Genomic DNA, 16,020 nt, shown 5'->3' with positions numbered 1-16,020 from the left:
CCCTAAAAGTTCTCATCCGGTAGGAGCGTATCCTGGAGTAGCTCCAGGTTCTCGACAACACCCTCGGGTTCACGGAAGTAGGCGATGTGGTACATCGCCTCGCCTTCCTGGACCAGGGGGATATTCTGTCGCCCAATAATGATTCCATCGTCATTGCAGATCAGCTGGTCCAGTTCCTGGCCGTATGGGTCTGCAATTGTCGCCAGCAGGTCGCCCTGGAAGACCTGATCCCCGAGTGCCTTAAGGTGATTGGCGATACCGCTATCCCCCGCGCGAAGCCAACCACTGCGGCGAGCAACAAATGGCTCTATCACATTTGTCTTTCGGGTTTGCGGCAACATCTCCAAGTGCTTCATCACGTTGATCACACCTTTAACACCGGCGCGGATACTGAGTTCATCAAAGCGCAGGGCTTCACCAGCTTCATACAGTAATACTCTCACCCCGAGATCTGCGGCTGCTTGGCGCAGGGACCCGTCGCGAATAGAAGCGTTGAGTAGCACGGGAACACCAAAGGCCTTGGCGAGTTTTCGGGTTTGCTCATCGTCCAAGTTAGCGCGAATTTGGGGGAGGTTACTGCGATGTACGGCTCCTGTGTGTAAGTCGATGCCATAGTCGCATTTGGTGACTATTTCCTTGAGGAAGACGTGAGCCATACGTGCGGCGAGAGACCCCTTTGCCGAACCTGGGAATGAGCGGTTTAGGTCGCGCCTGTCAGGTAGATAGCGGGTGCGCTGCAGTACCCCGTAAACATTAACCATTGGAACTGCAACCAGGGTCCCGCGCAATGACTTCAGGCGGCCGCTTTGGATAAGCCGGCTTATTATTTCAATACCGTTGAGTTCGTCACCGTGTATGGCGGCACAAACGAACATCTTGGGACCATCTTTTTTACCGCGCTGCACATAAACTGGGATTGCCATTTCTGTGCTTGTGTAAAGCCGCACAACGGGCAGATCAATATGGCAGGACTCGCCCCTGGCAACATGGACCCCGCCGATCTCAAAATCCGAGCGCTCTTCCATAACACTCATAGGCAAATAGATATACCCATAGTGTATAGGCAGATAAGAGTTGACCCGGGCAGCAAATGTTGATGCAGCTGCCCGAGTACTTCGCTACAGCTGCCCGATTGATTGGGCAGAAGTCGCCAGGTTATGAGAGCGGTCCCCATTTAGCCAGATACCGAGGGCAGGGCTCCAGTAGCCTGAGGGGTGGTACCACAGCCCAGTCTCTACATCCGCGAGCAAGTTAGTTCCCCGCCAGGCACTCGGCCCTTGATTGTGGGGGTCTTTTCCTTTCTCTCCAGCCTCCCCACCTTGTGACCACTGAGCGGCACCTTGGGTATCAAAAATCGCGAGTGGCTTGCCGTCGGGGTTGGAAAGGTAATGCTCGATATTGTCGGCAGTCCATTGGCAGAGAATGGCATTGGTTTGAGGTTGGTGAATCCAATGGCTTAAACCTCGGGACTTGCCGTCAATATTGTGAATTTCCCCCCAGATACCCAGGCTGCTCCAAATAGTGACAACGCGGCGCTGGCGGGTTGATTTTCGGTGGGTACATGTCTTGCTTAACCGCCGACCGAAGGGGTCGTAGCGGAAATAGGTTTTAAATTCCCCGCACTCCGCGTGGCTCATCAGGCCCCAGCCGTCGTACTGGTATTGATAATCCTTGCGGCCTGGTATATTGCTTTCACTAATAATATTGCCGCGCTTGTCACTTTCTGTTTGAGGTTGAGTCGGACTTTGCTGTGCCCGCAGCGGGTTGGTCATTTGCAGGGGAGGGGATTTATCGAAGTGCCAGGAAAGTGCTTGACCTGACTCCATACCTACCAGGCGCCCAAATAAATATTTGTGATTACTGCGAACCTCCCCTTGAACCTGAAGGATATCTTGGCCTTTGGATTCGGTGCGAACAATGGCTTCACCATTGGCATCGATACCATACAGGGCTCCACAAGGGGCGAATGTATAAGACAAGTCGAGATTGTCGGAGCTGGCACTCTTTAACCAGCCGCGTTTGTCATATTGATACTGAAGGCTGAAATCCCGGATATCGGCGCTGTCGTGATGCTCTGCGGTTACCCGACCGCGGCTGTCGTATTTAAAGCGCACTGAGGAAAGGGCATTATCTGCCTGTACCAGCCTGTTGTGTTGGTCGTAGTGGAACTCACTATTTTGGCCACTGTTATTGCGAATACCGGTTAATACACCGCTGTTGTTATAATTGAAGTACCAGCGAGAGTCATTATCACAATATTCATGCAGGCTGCCGTCTATATTGTAATGCCAACGCCAAGTTCGATCCTGTGGTGCCTTGTGGCTGACTAATTGCCCGTAGTGATCATATTCCCAGTAGTAATTCCCTACGGGGCTCTCCAGGCAGGTGAGTTCATCCCTTGGGCTGTAGATTAATTCCCAGTTGTTACCATCAGCGAAATTGATATGGCACGGGCGGCCCGCGTTGTCATAATCACAAAGAATACTCTGTCCACTGTCTCCGTGGATGGCATTGGGCAGGCCGCGTTCAGAGTAGTCCAGACCGTACTGGTGAATACCCAGGTGGGCTTCACGCAATTCACCCGCATTGCCATAACTCCACTCACGCCATACTTCGCCATTCATCTTAAGCGAAGTGATTCGTTGCCAGTGGTCGTACTCAAAGCTCAGGACTTTATCGTCTCTACGAACGGACTGCAGCTGGCCTTGCCCATCCCAGCTGAAGTCCACTTTGCCTCCCTCTGGGTCCTGAATCTGTGTGATCTGCCCCCTATCTGTATAGAGAAACAGCCAAACATGTTTTGCCGGGTCGACAATACGTTCTGGGCGTCCCTTCTCGTTAAACTTGTATTGCCATAGGGTCTCTCCATTGATAACTGCCGCTTGTAAATAGCCGCGATCGTCATAGAGATATCGATTACTAATATTGTGAGAGGTGGATCGGACAAGCCGGCCGAATTCATCGTGACGGAAGAAAAGCCTATGGCCGTTGGCCTGAATTTCTTCACTGAGATTGCCGTAGGAATCAAAAAGCCAGCTAAGGCTACGAGATTGCTGCTGTTCAGAAATTCTCTGGCCGAACTTGTTAAAGCGTATATAAATGGGACCGGACAGCTCTGACTCGATCGTGCAGGTATTATGACTTGCGTGCCAGTTTAGACTGGTGATTAATTCATTGGACTGTATTAGCTGGCACCGGTCGTGTGTATCGTAGGTAAATTGATGAATTCCAGACTGGCTATTATTTAACTGTACCAACTGTGTATTGTTATATTGGTATCTTTCTCTTTTAAGGCCGCTACAACTTTCGAGTAGTTGACCATCTTGATAATTGTAGTTGCAGAGGTCGCTTTGACCTTCGGCAGCGTGGCTATTTATTAAATTATGGATATGACCGTTCTGGCAGTTAAATTCAACAACACGACCCCAGGAGCTGACCATTTTCTTAGGCAGGCCCTCCTGATAGTCGATTGTTATGGCGTTACCAAATTGATCCCTGATTTCTACAAGTGGTAGAGCGCTATTTACACCATCAGCGCGAAATATTTTGTGATGCTGATTGAATGTCGTCAATCGATAACTGTGCAGGCTTTGCCTGAATAACATCAACCGCTCAAAGCGGTTGTAGCACCCGTGACCAATGGCGGGTAATTTGAATTTTACAGACCTCCCTTCGGCAGTAACCAGCTTTACAACGTTATCGTGTACAACAAGCTTTTCACTGAGAGAGTGCCGCCAGCCCACACCAATGCCAGTATCCTCATTGAGAGAGGAGCGAAAATATCGTTTCCATTCAAACGGCAGCGGTCCAGGAATAAGTACGTCTGTTCGCTCGAAAGCGACTTCCCCTGTTGCGGTAACGACGTGCCCGTTAATTCGATGGCAACGATCTAAAGCTGGTACCACCTCGTTCTTGGGGTTAATACCAGGGGTATTGGTGAATTGCGTGGGGTTGTCTTCAGCTTCATACAGGAGGGGTAATATTGGTGCTGAATCGATACTAAAGCGATTAGACGTGATACTTGGCAGCTTTGGCCAAAAGCCCTCACTCACTGGAGTGGATGAGATGTTTTTTAAAGTATGTTCGACCTGAGAGAGCCAGCGCACAGCCGATGCAGGGCTCTCATGAGAAAGAGTAATTGTCGGAGGGGTAAGCGTATTGAGTAAGTTAGGTATTAGCTGGGTTAGACGTTCCGGTGTCATATTACAGTATCCGGTAAATCAAATTAGCGGTGTAACTTTCTAATTGTTACGTCAGAAGAACTGGGACGTTCGGTAACACTTTGTTCGTGGGGGAGTATTTGACGCAATGATTGTGAAGAATATTCCAATATTCCTGCAGTAATATTGTCGCGCCCACCTAGGCGATTAGCATCGTCAATAAAACGATATACACACTCTAATGCCGGACGATGAGTGGCCAGTACGCGCTCTATCGCATGATCATCAAGATATTCAGTGAGCCCGTCGCTACATAACAAAAGGAGTGCGTTTTGCGTGAGTTTCCAGCTATTTATATCCGCCTCTACACTGCTGGAAACCCCCAAGGCACGGGTAATATGGTTGCGGACATTGGACTCTTTGGCTTGCTCGGGGGTTAATTGACCTGAATCAATCATCTCCTGTACAACGCTGTGATCTCGTGTAAGGCGCTGCAATCCATAATTGTTCCACAGGTATGCGCGAGAATCGCCAATATGTGCAACGATTAAAAAGTCGCGCCACATGACCGCGGCAACCAAAGTTGTTCCCATATTGGAAAACTGGGGGTTCAGGTTTTTGGTATTGATTAGAGCTGTATTTGCGCTGTTGACTGCGTCGATAAGGGTGGCGCGCAATATAAGCTGTTGCTGTTCAGACGTGCAGGAGAAAAAAGTGTGTTTCAGCAGGTCATCGAGATGGGCTTGAACCGTCTCAGCTGCAATTTTACTGGCGGTGGCGCCACCGGTGTAACCGCCCATCCCGTCGGCTACCACAATATAGGCAAAAGGCTGCTCCGCCGACGCGTACCAGCGAATGCTATCTTCGTTTTCCTCACGAACCTGACCAATGTCAGTGCGCCCGTTGACCGCCAGACTAATTTGATCCATGTCTGGTGCAACTCCCCTTTAATAAAAAGCAATACAATGCGGCGTAATATTATTACAACCGATCACCGAGGCTAATGTTAACTTGCTCGCATACCAAGTTTGAAATACTTTTCACTGATTTGCGATAATAAGAGCCTTACCTCTCTACAGAAAAGGCTTTAAGCCAGCTAAAAAAGGACCCATAGGCAAAATGCCCCGTTTGCCCAGGCTCAATTTGATAAATGTTCCCCAGCATATTGTGCAGGTAGGCCACAACAATCTGCCCTGCTTCTTTGACGAGGAAGATTATCAATATTATTTGATTAGTTTGCGTAACGCGTCAGACCAATATGGCGTTGATGTTCACGCATATGTTTTATTGCCCAATATGATCCAGATCATAGCTACGCCCACGATACCGGATGGGATATCATCTATGATGCAATCCCTTGGGCGTCGCTATGTGCAGTTTGTCAATCACCGTTACAAGCGCTCCGGAACACTATGGCGAGGACGCTATAAGTCCAGCTTGATTGATTCTGATGCGTATTTGTTGACCTGTTACAGATACGTAGAGTTGCGCCCACTGTATTTGGGATTGTCAGACTCCCTTGAGGATTATGAGTGGTCAAGTTTTAACCATCACGCAAACATTAAGAAAGATAATTTGATCAAGGATCACCGCTTGTATCTATCTCTTGGGGATACAGTGGTGGAGAGAGCGCAATCTTACAGGAAGTTATTTCAGTATAGCTTTGATCGAAAGTTGCTCGACTATATCGCTGAAACGATTAAGTTAGGTCATGTGCTCGGCGGGGATGCGTTTAAAGAGAAAATTGAGCAGATTGTTAACCAAAGAGTACGACCGCTTAAGCGTGGTCGTCCTAAAAAAGCAAATAAAGTCGAAAAAGAACCAAAAGAAACTGCCTAGCTAAAACCTAATGTCGGGTTGAGGGCATTAAAAGGCCATAAGAAGTAGGGTAATTAAGCCCTGTCAGCAGGTGACAAATTGTGAGTAGGCCCAGCATTTCAACGGGATTTCAGATCCTTGGCGATAACAATAAGGAAAAACCAGTTATGGATTTTGGCACTGATAGATTGAAAGTTGCGATCCTGGGTGATTTCAGCGGGAGAGCGAGTCGCCGCCAGTGTGAACCCGAAACGATTTCCAGTCGAAGGGTATACCTGTTGAACCGCGATACCTTTGAGGGCGTTTTTGCTGATCTAGGTGTGAGTTTGCAGTTGCCCGTACTGGATCGCCCTCTGGGATTACCATGCTTTGATGATTTACACCCAGATTACCTTTATAGCCGTTTGCCACTGTTTAAGAAGTTTATTGAGCTGGAGCGCAGGCTGCTCGATCCACGTCAGTTCCAGCAGGCTGCTGAGGAAATTCAACAGTGGAAACCAGAGTTAGCCACTCAGCAGGGCTTGGGTCAGCGCGATAGCGAGCAGTCGATATTGGATGAAATCCTGGCTGCAGGCCGAGAGCGTAATGCAAAGGAAGGTCAAAATACTTTCCAGGTTGACCAGCTAATCAAAGATATTGTCGCTCCTTACGTGCAGAAAAGTGAGGACCCTCGCCAGGGTGAATATCTAAATGCCCTGGCTGAAGCTACGTCTGATGCGATGCGTAAACTGATGCATCACAGTGATTTTCGTCAGTTAGAGGCTAGTTGGCTGAGTCTGCAACTTTTGCTGAGACGTGTCGAAGAGCACGGGAACCTGGATTTTTACTTAATAGACGTTAGTAAGGAAGAGCTTCTAGCTGATTTTGCTGAAGCCGAAAGCGACTTGGAAAAGTCGCAGACATTTAAGTTACTGGTTGAGCGTGAAACAGCTTCTGGGAATATGCCCTATAACCTGGTCATAGGGGATTACTTTGTTACTGATGAGGAGCGAGATCTTCACCTGCTGATAGATTTATCCACGATTGCAGAGGCTGCGGGAAGTGCACTTTTATTGGGTGGGGATCCAAAATTAGCAGGCTGTCCAAACTTGTCAGGTTCAGTAGATCCTGATGATTGGTACTATCCGTTGAGCGATCAGTTTGCGGAAAGTTGGCAGGCGGTCCGTGAATACTCTGCTAGTGAGCATGTTGCGTTGGCAGCTCCCAGATTTATGCTGAGACTCCCCTTTGGGAAAAATACTTCTACAACAGAGTATTTTAATTTTGAAGAATTAACCCCAGAGCAGGGTCATGAATATTATCTTTGGGGGAATAGTGTTTATTTATTGGGGTTAGCGGTTTGCCAAGGCTTTTCTCAAACTGGCAAATTACAGCCCCCTTCGTCTGCAAGCTATGAAGACTTACCCCTTCATTTACGCAAGTTACCTAATGGCGAATTATTGACGCCTTGTGCAGAAGCGCTCCTGACAGATAGGGCAGCTGCAAAATTTATGCAGGCTGGTATTAGTACTATGCGTTCGGTGCAAGGGCGGGATCAAGTCATTCTTCCGAGCTTTAGCTCTCTGGGTGGCGGTACCCTCAAAGGCCCTTGGGTGTAAGTGTAGGGATTGGATCTTTACAGGTATACGCAGGCAAAAATCTACCTGAAGACTATGAATAAACCACTATTGTGAGTCAGGAATAAATGGATCTAATTCTATCAGTATTGGCCGACCCTTCTGGCGCCAATATGCTTAAACATACAAAACTGTTCACGAAAGCTGGTGGCAGTTTGGGTCGCTCTGCCGATAATTATTGGGTTTTACCCGATCCAGATCGAGTGGTTTCCTCAAAACACGCACAGATTTCCTTTACCGATAATCAGTTTTTTCTGATAGATACTAGTACTAATGGAACCTATTACAATGATTCAGAAAATCCGTTAGGAAAGGGAAATCAAGTCCCATTAAAAGAGGGCGATATGATCGTTCTCGGGGAATATAAATTGAAAGTTTCACTGCGACAGCCTAAGGAAGAGGGAGATCTTCCCAAAGGTCTGGGAAGTGCAGATTTTCTCGATACCTCGGATCGAACAACATTCAGCGCGGATGCCATGGCAAAAATGCAAAGCCAGGCAGAAGCGAAAGAATTGGATAGTTGGCTTGAGCCGGGTTCCAGCCCGCAGTCAGATGTGGCTCAAACTGGGGAGTGGGGCTCGATTGGGCTGGCTAATCAGGCTAATACCCCAACTAGCGATAGTCTTCTCACCTCGGAATCGGGCCCTCTGGACCCACTTGCTGCCTTTGGCCAATCTGACCCGTCTGGTCTTGTTGGTGGTGTTCCTGAGATGTCACCCGTCGGTGGCTTAGTGGGGTCTACGGGTCAGCAGCAATCCAGTAATCAATGGTCTGATGATGAGTGGTGGAAAGATGGTAGTGACGATGATCATGTGCCAGCTGACCAGCACTCAATGCAAATAAATCCCCAGCCGGTACCGGAACCCGTCGTTGAGACGGTTGCGGTGCCTGAATCTCAAGTGGTATCTCCGCAGCCGCAAGTTCCTATGGGTGGTTTCCAGGGGATTTCACAGCAACCTGTCGCAACTCCGATACCACAACCTCAGGCTATGCAGCCACAGCCACAGCCACAGCCACAGCCACAGCCACAGCCACAGCCACAGCCACAGCCACAGGCAATGCAATCTCAGCCCTTAGGGCAGCCCCAAGGGTTTAATCAGCAGCCAATTTCTCCGCCTGCTCAAGATAACCCCTTTGCAGACTCTTTCGCTGCTATGCAGGGGCAACAAGTTGATGGCGCTCCAGGGTTTGGTTCCGGGCAATCGTCCTCGCAACCGCAACCGCAACCGCAACCGCAACTACAGCCAAAACCAAATCCACAGCCGGATTTGGCTGCCCAAGCTCAGCAGTTTTCGCATTTACAGCAATCCCCAGTAACTCAGCCCACAGGTTCTTCAGGGGGGAGCGTTTTTGCATCTACTCTCGGCCTGAATATGAACCCGGTCCAGTTGCAACAGGCGGACCAGCAAGCAGCTGAAATTGTCCGGGAAACAGTAGCTCGTCTTATTGACCTTTTGCGCGCAAGAAACAGCATTAAGAATGAGCTGCGTGTGCAGCGAACCATGATTCAAACGGAAGCTAATAATCCGCTGAAATTTAGTGCTACGGAACGGGATGCATTGGAAGCCATGTTTGCGGGTACCGGTGCTTTTATGAACCCCGCTGAGGCAGTGAAGGATAGTTTTGATGATTTGTCGGATCATCAAGTTGCGGTTTTGGCTGGAATGAGAGCAGGTTACAACGCCATGCTCAAATTCTTTAGCCCGGAAAATATTGAGCGCAGACTGGGGAATACTTCCGGCGTTTTTGGAAACAAAAATGCAAAAAAGTGGGAAGGATTTACTGCAATTTACAGGGAGCTAGTTGGTGATCCGGATAATTGCTATCGCAAGTTGTTTGGTGATGAATTTGCAGTTACTTATGAAAATCAATTATCAGAGTTAAAAAATGCGCGAAGCATTAAAAATTAATAAGTTGACGGAAAAGAGGGAATTGCTTGTGTCGATAAAAAAATTATTTCAGGTCAGTTTAATCGCTGTTTTGGCAGTTGCAGTTGTTGGTTGCCAAACAACGAGGCGGACTCTAAATCTGGATACTAGTCTCGAGTTGGTAGTAGAGACACAGAATGACGTGAACCCAGATGATGATGGCCGAGCTTCTCCCGTTGTTATACGAGTGTTTATGCTCGCGGACGAGCGCCAGTTTGCCCGTGAAGATTTTCTTAACCTTTACGAGAATGCTCAATCCCGCCTCGGCAAGGATTTGATTGATACTGTAATCCTTAAAGAGTTTGCTCCAGGGGAACAGCGTATAGAAGAGCTGGCTTTAACGCCGGACGTAAAATATATCGGGCTTCTAGCTGAGTTTGTACAGTATCAGGATGCAGAGGCACTAATGGTGCTGCCAATTACAGACCACAAAAAAAATGAATATGAAGTATCGCTGGCTGATGTACGAATTGGTTCGCCAGATGATATTGCCAAGCGTCGTCGAGCAAAATTGACTACTCGTGGCAGTGAAGATGATAGTGGGGAAACAGTAACAATCTCCAAAGAAGATTATGAAAGAATGAAAAAAACGCTCCCTGATATGCAGCGGTCTCAATAGGGCAGAAATTATTGCCCGGGCAATAAAAATTGCTGCCCTGGAAATATTACGAGAGCTTTTTAAGGAACATTTATGTCGGCAAACAATAAAGTGATCTGGAGCGAGGGCATGTTTTTACGCCCTCAGCATTTTCAACAGCAGGATCGCTATCTCGAACAGCTTGTCGAAGCGCGCACAGCTCCGCTCGGGCCTTATACCTGGGGGATTGTAGAGCTGGCGATCGATAGTGAGCCATTATCGATGGGAAAAATTTCTCTATCGAGAGTGAAAGCTGTTTTTCCCGATGGTACCCCGATACTTGCCCCTGAAAATGAGCATTTGCCGGATGTTCTGGATGTTCCGGTTAATACTCGTGATGAAATAGTCTACTTATGTGTGCCGATGAAGCGCCCAGGTAGTCAGGAGTCGATTCGAGATCAAGAGGACTTCCCGCAGGCACGTTATCAGGCTTCGAACTTTGATGCCCGTAATAGTGCGGCGTCTTCTGGTGAGTCCGCGCGTATCCAAGTCGGAAAGTTAAGAGCTTGTCTCAAATTAGGTAGTGATGATCTGAGTGGCTATGCTGCGGTTGGGGTTGCCCGAATTAAAGAGCGCCAACCAGAAAAGCCGGTAGAGCTTGATTCTGACTATATCCCACCGCTGTTAAATGCGGAGACTTCTGCGGTTATCAATGCATATATTGAAGAAGTAAAAGGATTGCTCGACCATCGAGGCTCGGCTCTGGGTCATCGTTTGAGCGACAGTGGAAGAAGCGGATCTGCAGAAATTGCTGATTATTTGTTGCTGCAGGTTATTAACCGCTTTGAACCCTTATTAAAGCAGATAACGGCTCAGCCCCGATTACATCCGCACAACTTATTTCTTGAATTATTGCAGTTGGCAGGCGAACTTTCGACGTTTACTGCTCCGTCTAAGCGCCCTCCAGAAATTCCAGTGTATGCACATGAAGATCTGCAAGTAAGCTTTGCCGGGCTGTTTTCAGCACTTAGGCAGTCGCTCTCCACAGTACTGGAGCAAACTGCAATTGCTATGGAATTGGTGCAGCGCAAATTTGGGATATATGTTGCGCCGGTTACTGATCCTTCATTATTAAAATCAGCCAGTTTTATTATGGCCGCAAAAGCGGATATGCCTGGCGATCTATTGCGCAGCCGCTTCCCCACGCAGGCAAAAGTTGCCCCTGTCGAGGCGATTAGAGAACTTATCTCAGCGCAGTTACCCGGCTTGACTCTGCGCCCTCTTCCCGTGGCTCCTCGACAAATTCCCTATCACGCAGGGTTCACTTACTTTGAGGTGGAGCGCAGTGGAGAGTTATGGCAGGCCATGACTCGCTCGGGTGGTTTTGCAGTGCATCTGGGCGCAGAGTTCCCTGGATTAACTATGGAACTCTGGGCCATAAGGAATAATTAATATGAGTAATGACAGCTTTACTCCTCCACGGGCCCCTAATGCTGGGGATAGAACGGTTTTGATACCGACACCCGGAGCCGCAGCGGCACCGGCAGCAGCTCAGGCTCAGCCACAATTCTTTGCCAGCCAAGATGCCCCGGTCGAGGCTCAGGTCCGCAACAGTCTTAATCCATTGGTGTCTGCGGCTTCAAAATTGTTAGGCGTAATTATCAAATTGCGCACAACGATGAACCACGCCAACGTACCAGATCTGCACAAGCGACTTACTACGGAAATCCAAAGCTTCGAGCGTGAGGCAAAGCAGCTGGCTTTAACACCTGAATCAGTGCTAACAGCCCGTTACTTGCTATGTACTGTCGTGGACGAGGTTGTTTTGACCACGCCTTGGGGTACAGCTAGCGGTTGGAGCCAGCACTCTCTACTTAGCCTATTTCACAAAGAGACTTTTGGAGGGGAGAAGTGTTTTGTCATTTTGCAGCGCATGCTGGAAACTCCCGCAAGTCATTTGGAACTCCTTGAGCTTTTTTATCTGTGTTTGAGCTTGGGCTTTCAGGGTAAATATCGGCTCGTACAGCGTGGACACGAACAAATAGAACAGATTCGTGATGAGCTCTACAGAACAATTGAACAGCATAAGCAGCCAATGGACCGAGATCTTTCGCCGCGTTGGCAAGGATGCGTAGAGCGAAAATCCCGGCTGATTCACTATATACCCCTCTGGGTGATTATGAGTGTTGTCCTGGGATTGCTACTTGCAACTTATAGTGGTTATCGCTGGTGGCTCTATGAAACGACGACACCGGTCGCAGACCAGATTTTAGATTTGTCCAAAAGTGATGATGAGTCTCCGCAAGGAGAAGGGTAACACTCGGGCTGATATTGATCCTGGGTATGGTCGATACCCTGGAAGACGGAGCAATTCATGAAACGCTTGCGTAACTTTTTTACCAATAAGTGGGTGTTGGGGCTCATAGGGCTCTCAGCTCTTTCCCTCCTCATTTGGTTTGTGGCTGATTACATTAAGTTTGGTAGTGATAATGCCACGCTTTCTCACTCTGTCCGACTAACTATTATTGTTTTTATTTTTGCTATTTGGCTTGTGTGGAATATCAGCCAATGGTTGGTAGAGAGACGCCAAAACCAGGCTTTAATAAAAGGCATTGAGGAATCACAAGAAGCCGATTCTACAGATCCAGACGAAGAACGCTCGCTGGAAGAGTTGAATGCTCTTTCTGGTCGCTTCCGTGAAGCGATGGGTGTATTACGTAGTGCTCGGTTTAAATCTGACAAGGGACAAGTTTCCCTTTATCAGCTTCCCTGGTACATCATTATTGGGCCTCCCGGTTGTGGTAAAACAACAGCCCTGGTGAACTCCGGGTTGGAATTTCCTCTGGCGCAGAGTCATGGGAAGGAAGCCCTGGGTGGGGTAGGGGGCACCCGTAACTGTGATTGGTGGTTTACCAATGATGCAGTTTTAATTGATACCGCAGGGCGTTATACGACTCAGGACAGTCACCGGGTTTACGATAATAGCGCTTGGAAAGCTTTTCTGAGCTTATTGAAAAGATACCGCCGCCGCCGCCCGATCAATGGTGCTCTGGTTGCAATTAGCTTGCAAGATTTAATGGTGCAAACTGAAGAGCAGCGCCAACACCAGGCAAAAATTATCCGCCAGCGTGTAAATGAACTGCAACAAGAGTTGGGTATTCGCTTCCCGATTTATCTCACTTTCACAAAATGTGACTTAGTTGCAGGGTTTACAGAGTTTTTCGACAACCTCTCTCAAGCTGAGCGTGAGCAAGTTTGGGGAATGAGTTTTCCCCGTGAAGCTAACGCCACTGTAGGGGCCCCCCTCGATAATTTCAAAGCAGAATTTGAGCAGCTGATAGAGCGTTTGAACCAACGCGTATTGTGGCGTGTTCATCAGGAGAGGAATGTAGAGAAGCGGGCGTTGTTGCAAGGTTTTCCTGCCCGAATGGAAAGCCTTACAGATATTTTGACAGATTTTGTAAAGCAGACTTTCGGTCCAAATCGTTACGAAACCGTCCCTATGGTCAGAGGGGTCTACTTTACTAGTGGCACTCAGGAGGGCAGTCCTGTTGACCGTATGATGTCCTCCGTAACTGCTGATTTTGGACTAGAGCGTAGCGTCGGGCCAAAATTCCAGGGTGTTGGTAAGAGCTTTTTCTTGCATCGACTATTGAAGGATGTCGTTTTCCCCGAGGCTGAATTAGTGGGCGTTAATCGCCGGATTGAGTCAGCTAACCTTTGGTTACGCCGGGGAGTTTTTGCTACTTTGGCGGGAGGCTTTGTCGGAGCTATTTTCTTATGGAGTGGCAGTCTCGCACAGAATAAATTATCCATGGGAGAGGTTAGCGATAATCTCAGCGCGTACCAAGGTGCAGAGAGTGAGCTGAAAGGCAAAAATATTACGCCCATCAGTGCCTTAAATTTGTTAGAGCCTTTGAAGCGGGCTAGTGCGGTCTACGATCGTGAGGAACATCCGTGGATTGGCAATTTGGGACTTTATGACACCAGAATTGATACCGCGGCAAATGATCTCTATCGCCATAAATTAGAAACTATTTATCTTCCCGCTTTACTTCGTGATATAGAGAGTGACTTAAGTCGTCTCGGAAGTAATGATCCCGCTTTGGTAAGTACTCTCAAAACCTATTTGATGTTTTTTAATCCAGATAAAATGGATTTGAAAACCATAGAGGCTTACTACACTGCTCGCTGGGAGCGTCAGCTACCCGGTGAAGCTGGGAGGCAGGAAGAACTGCGCTACCACCTGGATCAACTATTTATTCAGCCTCTACCCAATTCAATTGAAGAGAATGAGAGGGTGGTAGCTCGCGCGCGACAACAACTGCGTCGTATCCCTGTGCCTCAGCGGTTATTTGCTCAACTACAAAATAGTGACTTCGGATTGACCCCTGTAGATCTCTATCAAGAAATTGGTGGAGACACTCAGCAAATTTTTGGCATGGGAGCCAATAATCCAAACTTCACGATTCCCTTCCTCTATACAAAGGCGGGTTATAAAGAACTGGACTTTGGAGCGGACTCTCAGCTGATGACAAATATGGCTGAAGAGCGCTGGATTTATGGAGGAGATCTGAGCGGTGAGGACTTTACCGAAGCCGACCGTGAAAAGCTTGGTGAGGAAGTAAAACGAATCTATCTTGGGGAGTACTTACAGCGTTGGCAGGGCTTCCTTGGCGGGTTCAAAATACAGAGGTTTGGTAGCACTTCACAGGCTTTGGATGTGTTGTCAAAGTTGTCTGATCCTATTTACTCACCCCTGCTTGCGATTACCGAGATCACTTCAGATAACACTCGTCTGACCCTTCGACCTGAGGTTCCAGTCGATGCTTCTGGGGTACCGCTACCTGTATCCAGTACTACTCGAAAGTTGGGACAAGCCGCACTGGGTAGTGCAACCAGTGCCTTGCAGGATCATTACAAGCCAAACATTGTTGATGTTAGGTTTGAGGAGGTCCAGCGAATCACTCAGAGTGAGAAGGGGCGGCCAGCGCGTATCCAAGAATACCTGGATACTATTAATAAAATTCAGGAATACCTCACTGAGATCGACAGCGCTCCCGATTCGAATCAAGCGGCCTTTGGACGTGCCAAAGCGCGTTTTGCCGGCGGTAGCGATGCGATTAAACAGTTAAGGGTTAAGGCTGCCAATGCGCCAGCACCTTTTGACCAGTGGCTGACAGATATTGCTGATAGCGCTTGGGGGCTGGTAATGGCCAAGACTAAGGCGCATATCAACCGTGTCTGGCGTGAAGAGGTGTATCAAAGCTATAGCAATAGCCTGGCAAACCGGTACCCACTGCGTAGCGACCGTGACCAGGAAGTGCCGGTGATGGAGTTTAACCAGTACTTCAAGCCAGGTGGTATTGAGGAGAAATTTGTCAATCAGTATCTGAAGCCATTTGTGCATACCAGAAACTGGAAAATCAAATACGTTGAAGGGCAGGGTATTAGCCTTTCAAGGGAAGCCCTTTCCCAGTTGCGTCGAGCTGAACGTATTCGAAAAACTTTCTTCAGTGCCGGCGAAGGAGCTTCTTACTCTTTCCGTATTGAGCCCACGAAACTGGATTCCAGTGTTCGTTTGTTTGAACTTGAACTTGGAGAGCAACGAGTTCCTTACTCCCATGGCCCTAAAACCACTAAAAAGCTGACTTGGCGTGGTGGTGAAAGTAATCGCGTCCGCATTATCTTTGAAGATCTGAATGAGACTGTTCATCGCAAGCATTTTGAAGGGGACTGGGCATGGTACAGGCTGTTAGCGAGCTCAGATTTGGAAGCCGGGCGAAGTAACGCAGAACACTTTGTTACTTTCTCTGAGGAAGGGCGAAAGGCTCAATTTAAATTGATTGCATCTAATGTAAACAATCCGTTCGACCGCAGTTTACTGCGCGGATATCGATGCCCTGAGACCCTGTAGACGG

General features: G+C 48.3%; 10 protein-coding genes. 7 read left to right on the top strand and 3 right to left on the bottom strand.

What is annotated here, in order from left to right:
- Window positions 1-2: 2 nt before the first annotated feature.
- From ACJJIZ_RS01145 to ACJJIZ_RS01135, 3 genes are all read right to left on the bottom strand, one after another.
- A complete protein-coding gene (locus ACJJIZ_RS01145) occupies window positions 3-1,025 on the bottom strand; it encodes a succinylglutamate desuccinylase/aspartoacylase family protein (protein WP_444916174.1) in 1,023 nt (340 codons plus the stop codon).
- Between the two features lie 93 nt (window positions 1,026-1,118).
- Entirely contained in the window at window positions 1,119-4,202 is a 3,084-nt protein-coding gene (locus ACJJIZ_RS01140) for a DUF6531 domain-containing protein (protein ID WP_444914961.1), read from the bottom strand.
- A gap of 23 nt (window positions 4,203-4,225) precedes the next feature.
- Complete coding sequence (locus ACJJIZ_RS01135) at window positions 4,226-5,089, bottom strand: Stp1/IreP family PP2C-type Ser/Thr phosphatase (RefSeq protein ID WP_413664103.1); 864 nt, start codon at window positions 5,087-5,089, stop codon at window positions 4,226-4,228.
- A 190-nt stretch (window positions 5,090-5,279) separates the two neighbouring features.
- Here ACJJIZ_RS01135 and ACJJIZ_RS01130 point away from each other — a divergent pair, with 190 nt between their 5' ends.
- The 7 genes from ACJJIZ_RS01130 (at window position 5,280) to tssM (ending at window position 16,016) form a co-directional block, all read left to right on the top strand.
- Window positions 5,280-5,999, top strand: coding sequence for a transposase (locus ACJJIZ_RS01130; protein WP_413664104.1), 720 nt, complete (start codon window positions 5,280-5,282; stop codon window positions 5,997-5,999).
- Between the two features lie 80 nt (window positions 6,000-6,079).
- Window positions 6,080-7,576 (top strand): type VI secretion system contractile sheath domain-containing protein, encoded by a 1,497-nt coding sequence (locus ACJJIZ_RS01125; protein WP_444914960.1) that lies wholly within the window; start codon window positions 6,080-6,082, stop codon window positions 7,574-7,576.
- A gap of 86 nt (window positions 7,577-7,662) precedes the next feature.
- Complete coding sequence (gene tagH / locus ACJJIZ_RS01120) at window positions 7,663-9,504, top strand: type VI secretion system-associated FHA domain protein TagH (protein WP_444914959.1); 1,842 nt, start codon at window positions 7,663-7,665, stop codon at window positions 9,502-9,504.
- Window positions 9,482-10,141 (top strand): type VI secretion system lipoprotein TssJ, encoded by a 660-nt coding sequence (gene tssJ / locus ACJJIZ_RS01115; RefSeq protein ID WP_413664107.1) that lies wholly within the window; start codon window positions 9,482-9,484, stop codon window positions 10,139-10,141. Before tagH ends, tssJ begins: the two co-directional genes overlap by 23 nt.
- A 72-nt stretch (window positions 10,142-10,213) precedes the next feature.
- Entirely contained in the window at window positions 10,214-11,551 is a 1,338-nt protein-coding gene (tssK, locus tag ACJJIZ_RS01110; protein ID WP_444906611.1) for a type VI secretion system baseplate subunit TssK, read from the top strand.
- Between the two features lies 1 nt (window position 11,552).
- Window positions 11,553-12,416 carry a type IVB secretion system protein IcmH/DotU gene (icmH, locus tag ACJJIZ_RS01105; protein ID WP_413664109.1) on the top strand — a complete coding sequence of 288 codons (864 nt, stop codon included), beginning with the start codon at window positions 11,553-11,555 and terminating at the stop codon, window positions 12,414-12,416.
- Between the two features lie 57 nt (window positions 12,417-12,473).
- Entirely contained in the window at window positions 12,474-16,016 is a 3,543-nt protein-coding gene (tssM, locus tag ACJJIZ_RS01100; protein WP_444914958.1) for a type VI secretion system membrane subunit TssM, read from the top strand.
- Window positions 16,017-16,020: the final 4 nt, after the last annotated feature.

The sequence above is a fragment of the Microbulbifer maximicatervae (SeqCode) genome (assembly GCF_052467225.1).
Note: the sequence above shows the minus strand (reverse complement) of the source record. Positions and strands in the feature narration are given on the sequence as shown.

Bases quoted from the DNA above. Each gene is read 5' to 3' on its own strand.
- ACJJIZ_RS01145 (WP_444916174.1), bottom strand. From the start codon at position 1,025: ATGGAAGAGCGCTCGGATTTTGAGATCGGCGGGGTCCATGTTGCCAGG.
- ACJJIZ_RS01140 (WP_444914961.1), bottom strand. From the start codon at position 4,202: ATGACACCGGAACGTCTAACCCAGCTAATACCTAACTTACTCAATACG.
- ACJJIZ_RS01135 (WP_413664103.1), bottom strand. From the start codon at position 5,089: ATGGATCAAATTAGTCTGGCGGTCAACGGGCGCACTGACATTGGTCAG.
- ACJJIZ_RS01130 (WP_413664104.1), top strand. From the start codon at position 5,280: ATGCCCCGTTTGCCCAGGCTCAATTTGATAAATGTTCCCCAGCATATT.
- tagH (WP_444914959.1), top strand. From the start codon at position 7,663: ATGGATCTAATTCTATCAGTATTGGCCGACCCTTCTGGCGCCAATATG.
- tssJ (WP_413664107.1), top strand. From the start codon at position 9,482: ATGCGCGAAGCATTAAAAATTAATAAGTTGACGGAAAAGAGGGAATTG.
- tssK (WP_444906611.1), top strand. From the start codon at position 10,214: ATGTCGGCAAACAATAAAGTGATCTGGAGCGAGGGCATGTTTTTACGC.
- icmH (WP_413664109.1), top strand. From the start codon at position 11,553: ATGAGTAATGACAGCTTTACTCCTCCACGGGCCCCTAATGCTGGGGAT.
- tssM (WP_444914958.1), top strand. From the start codon at position 12,474: ATGAAACGCTTGCGTAACTTTTTTACCAATAAGTGGGTGTTGGGGCTC.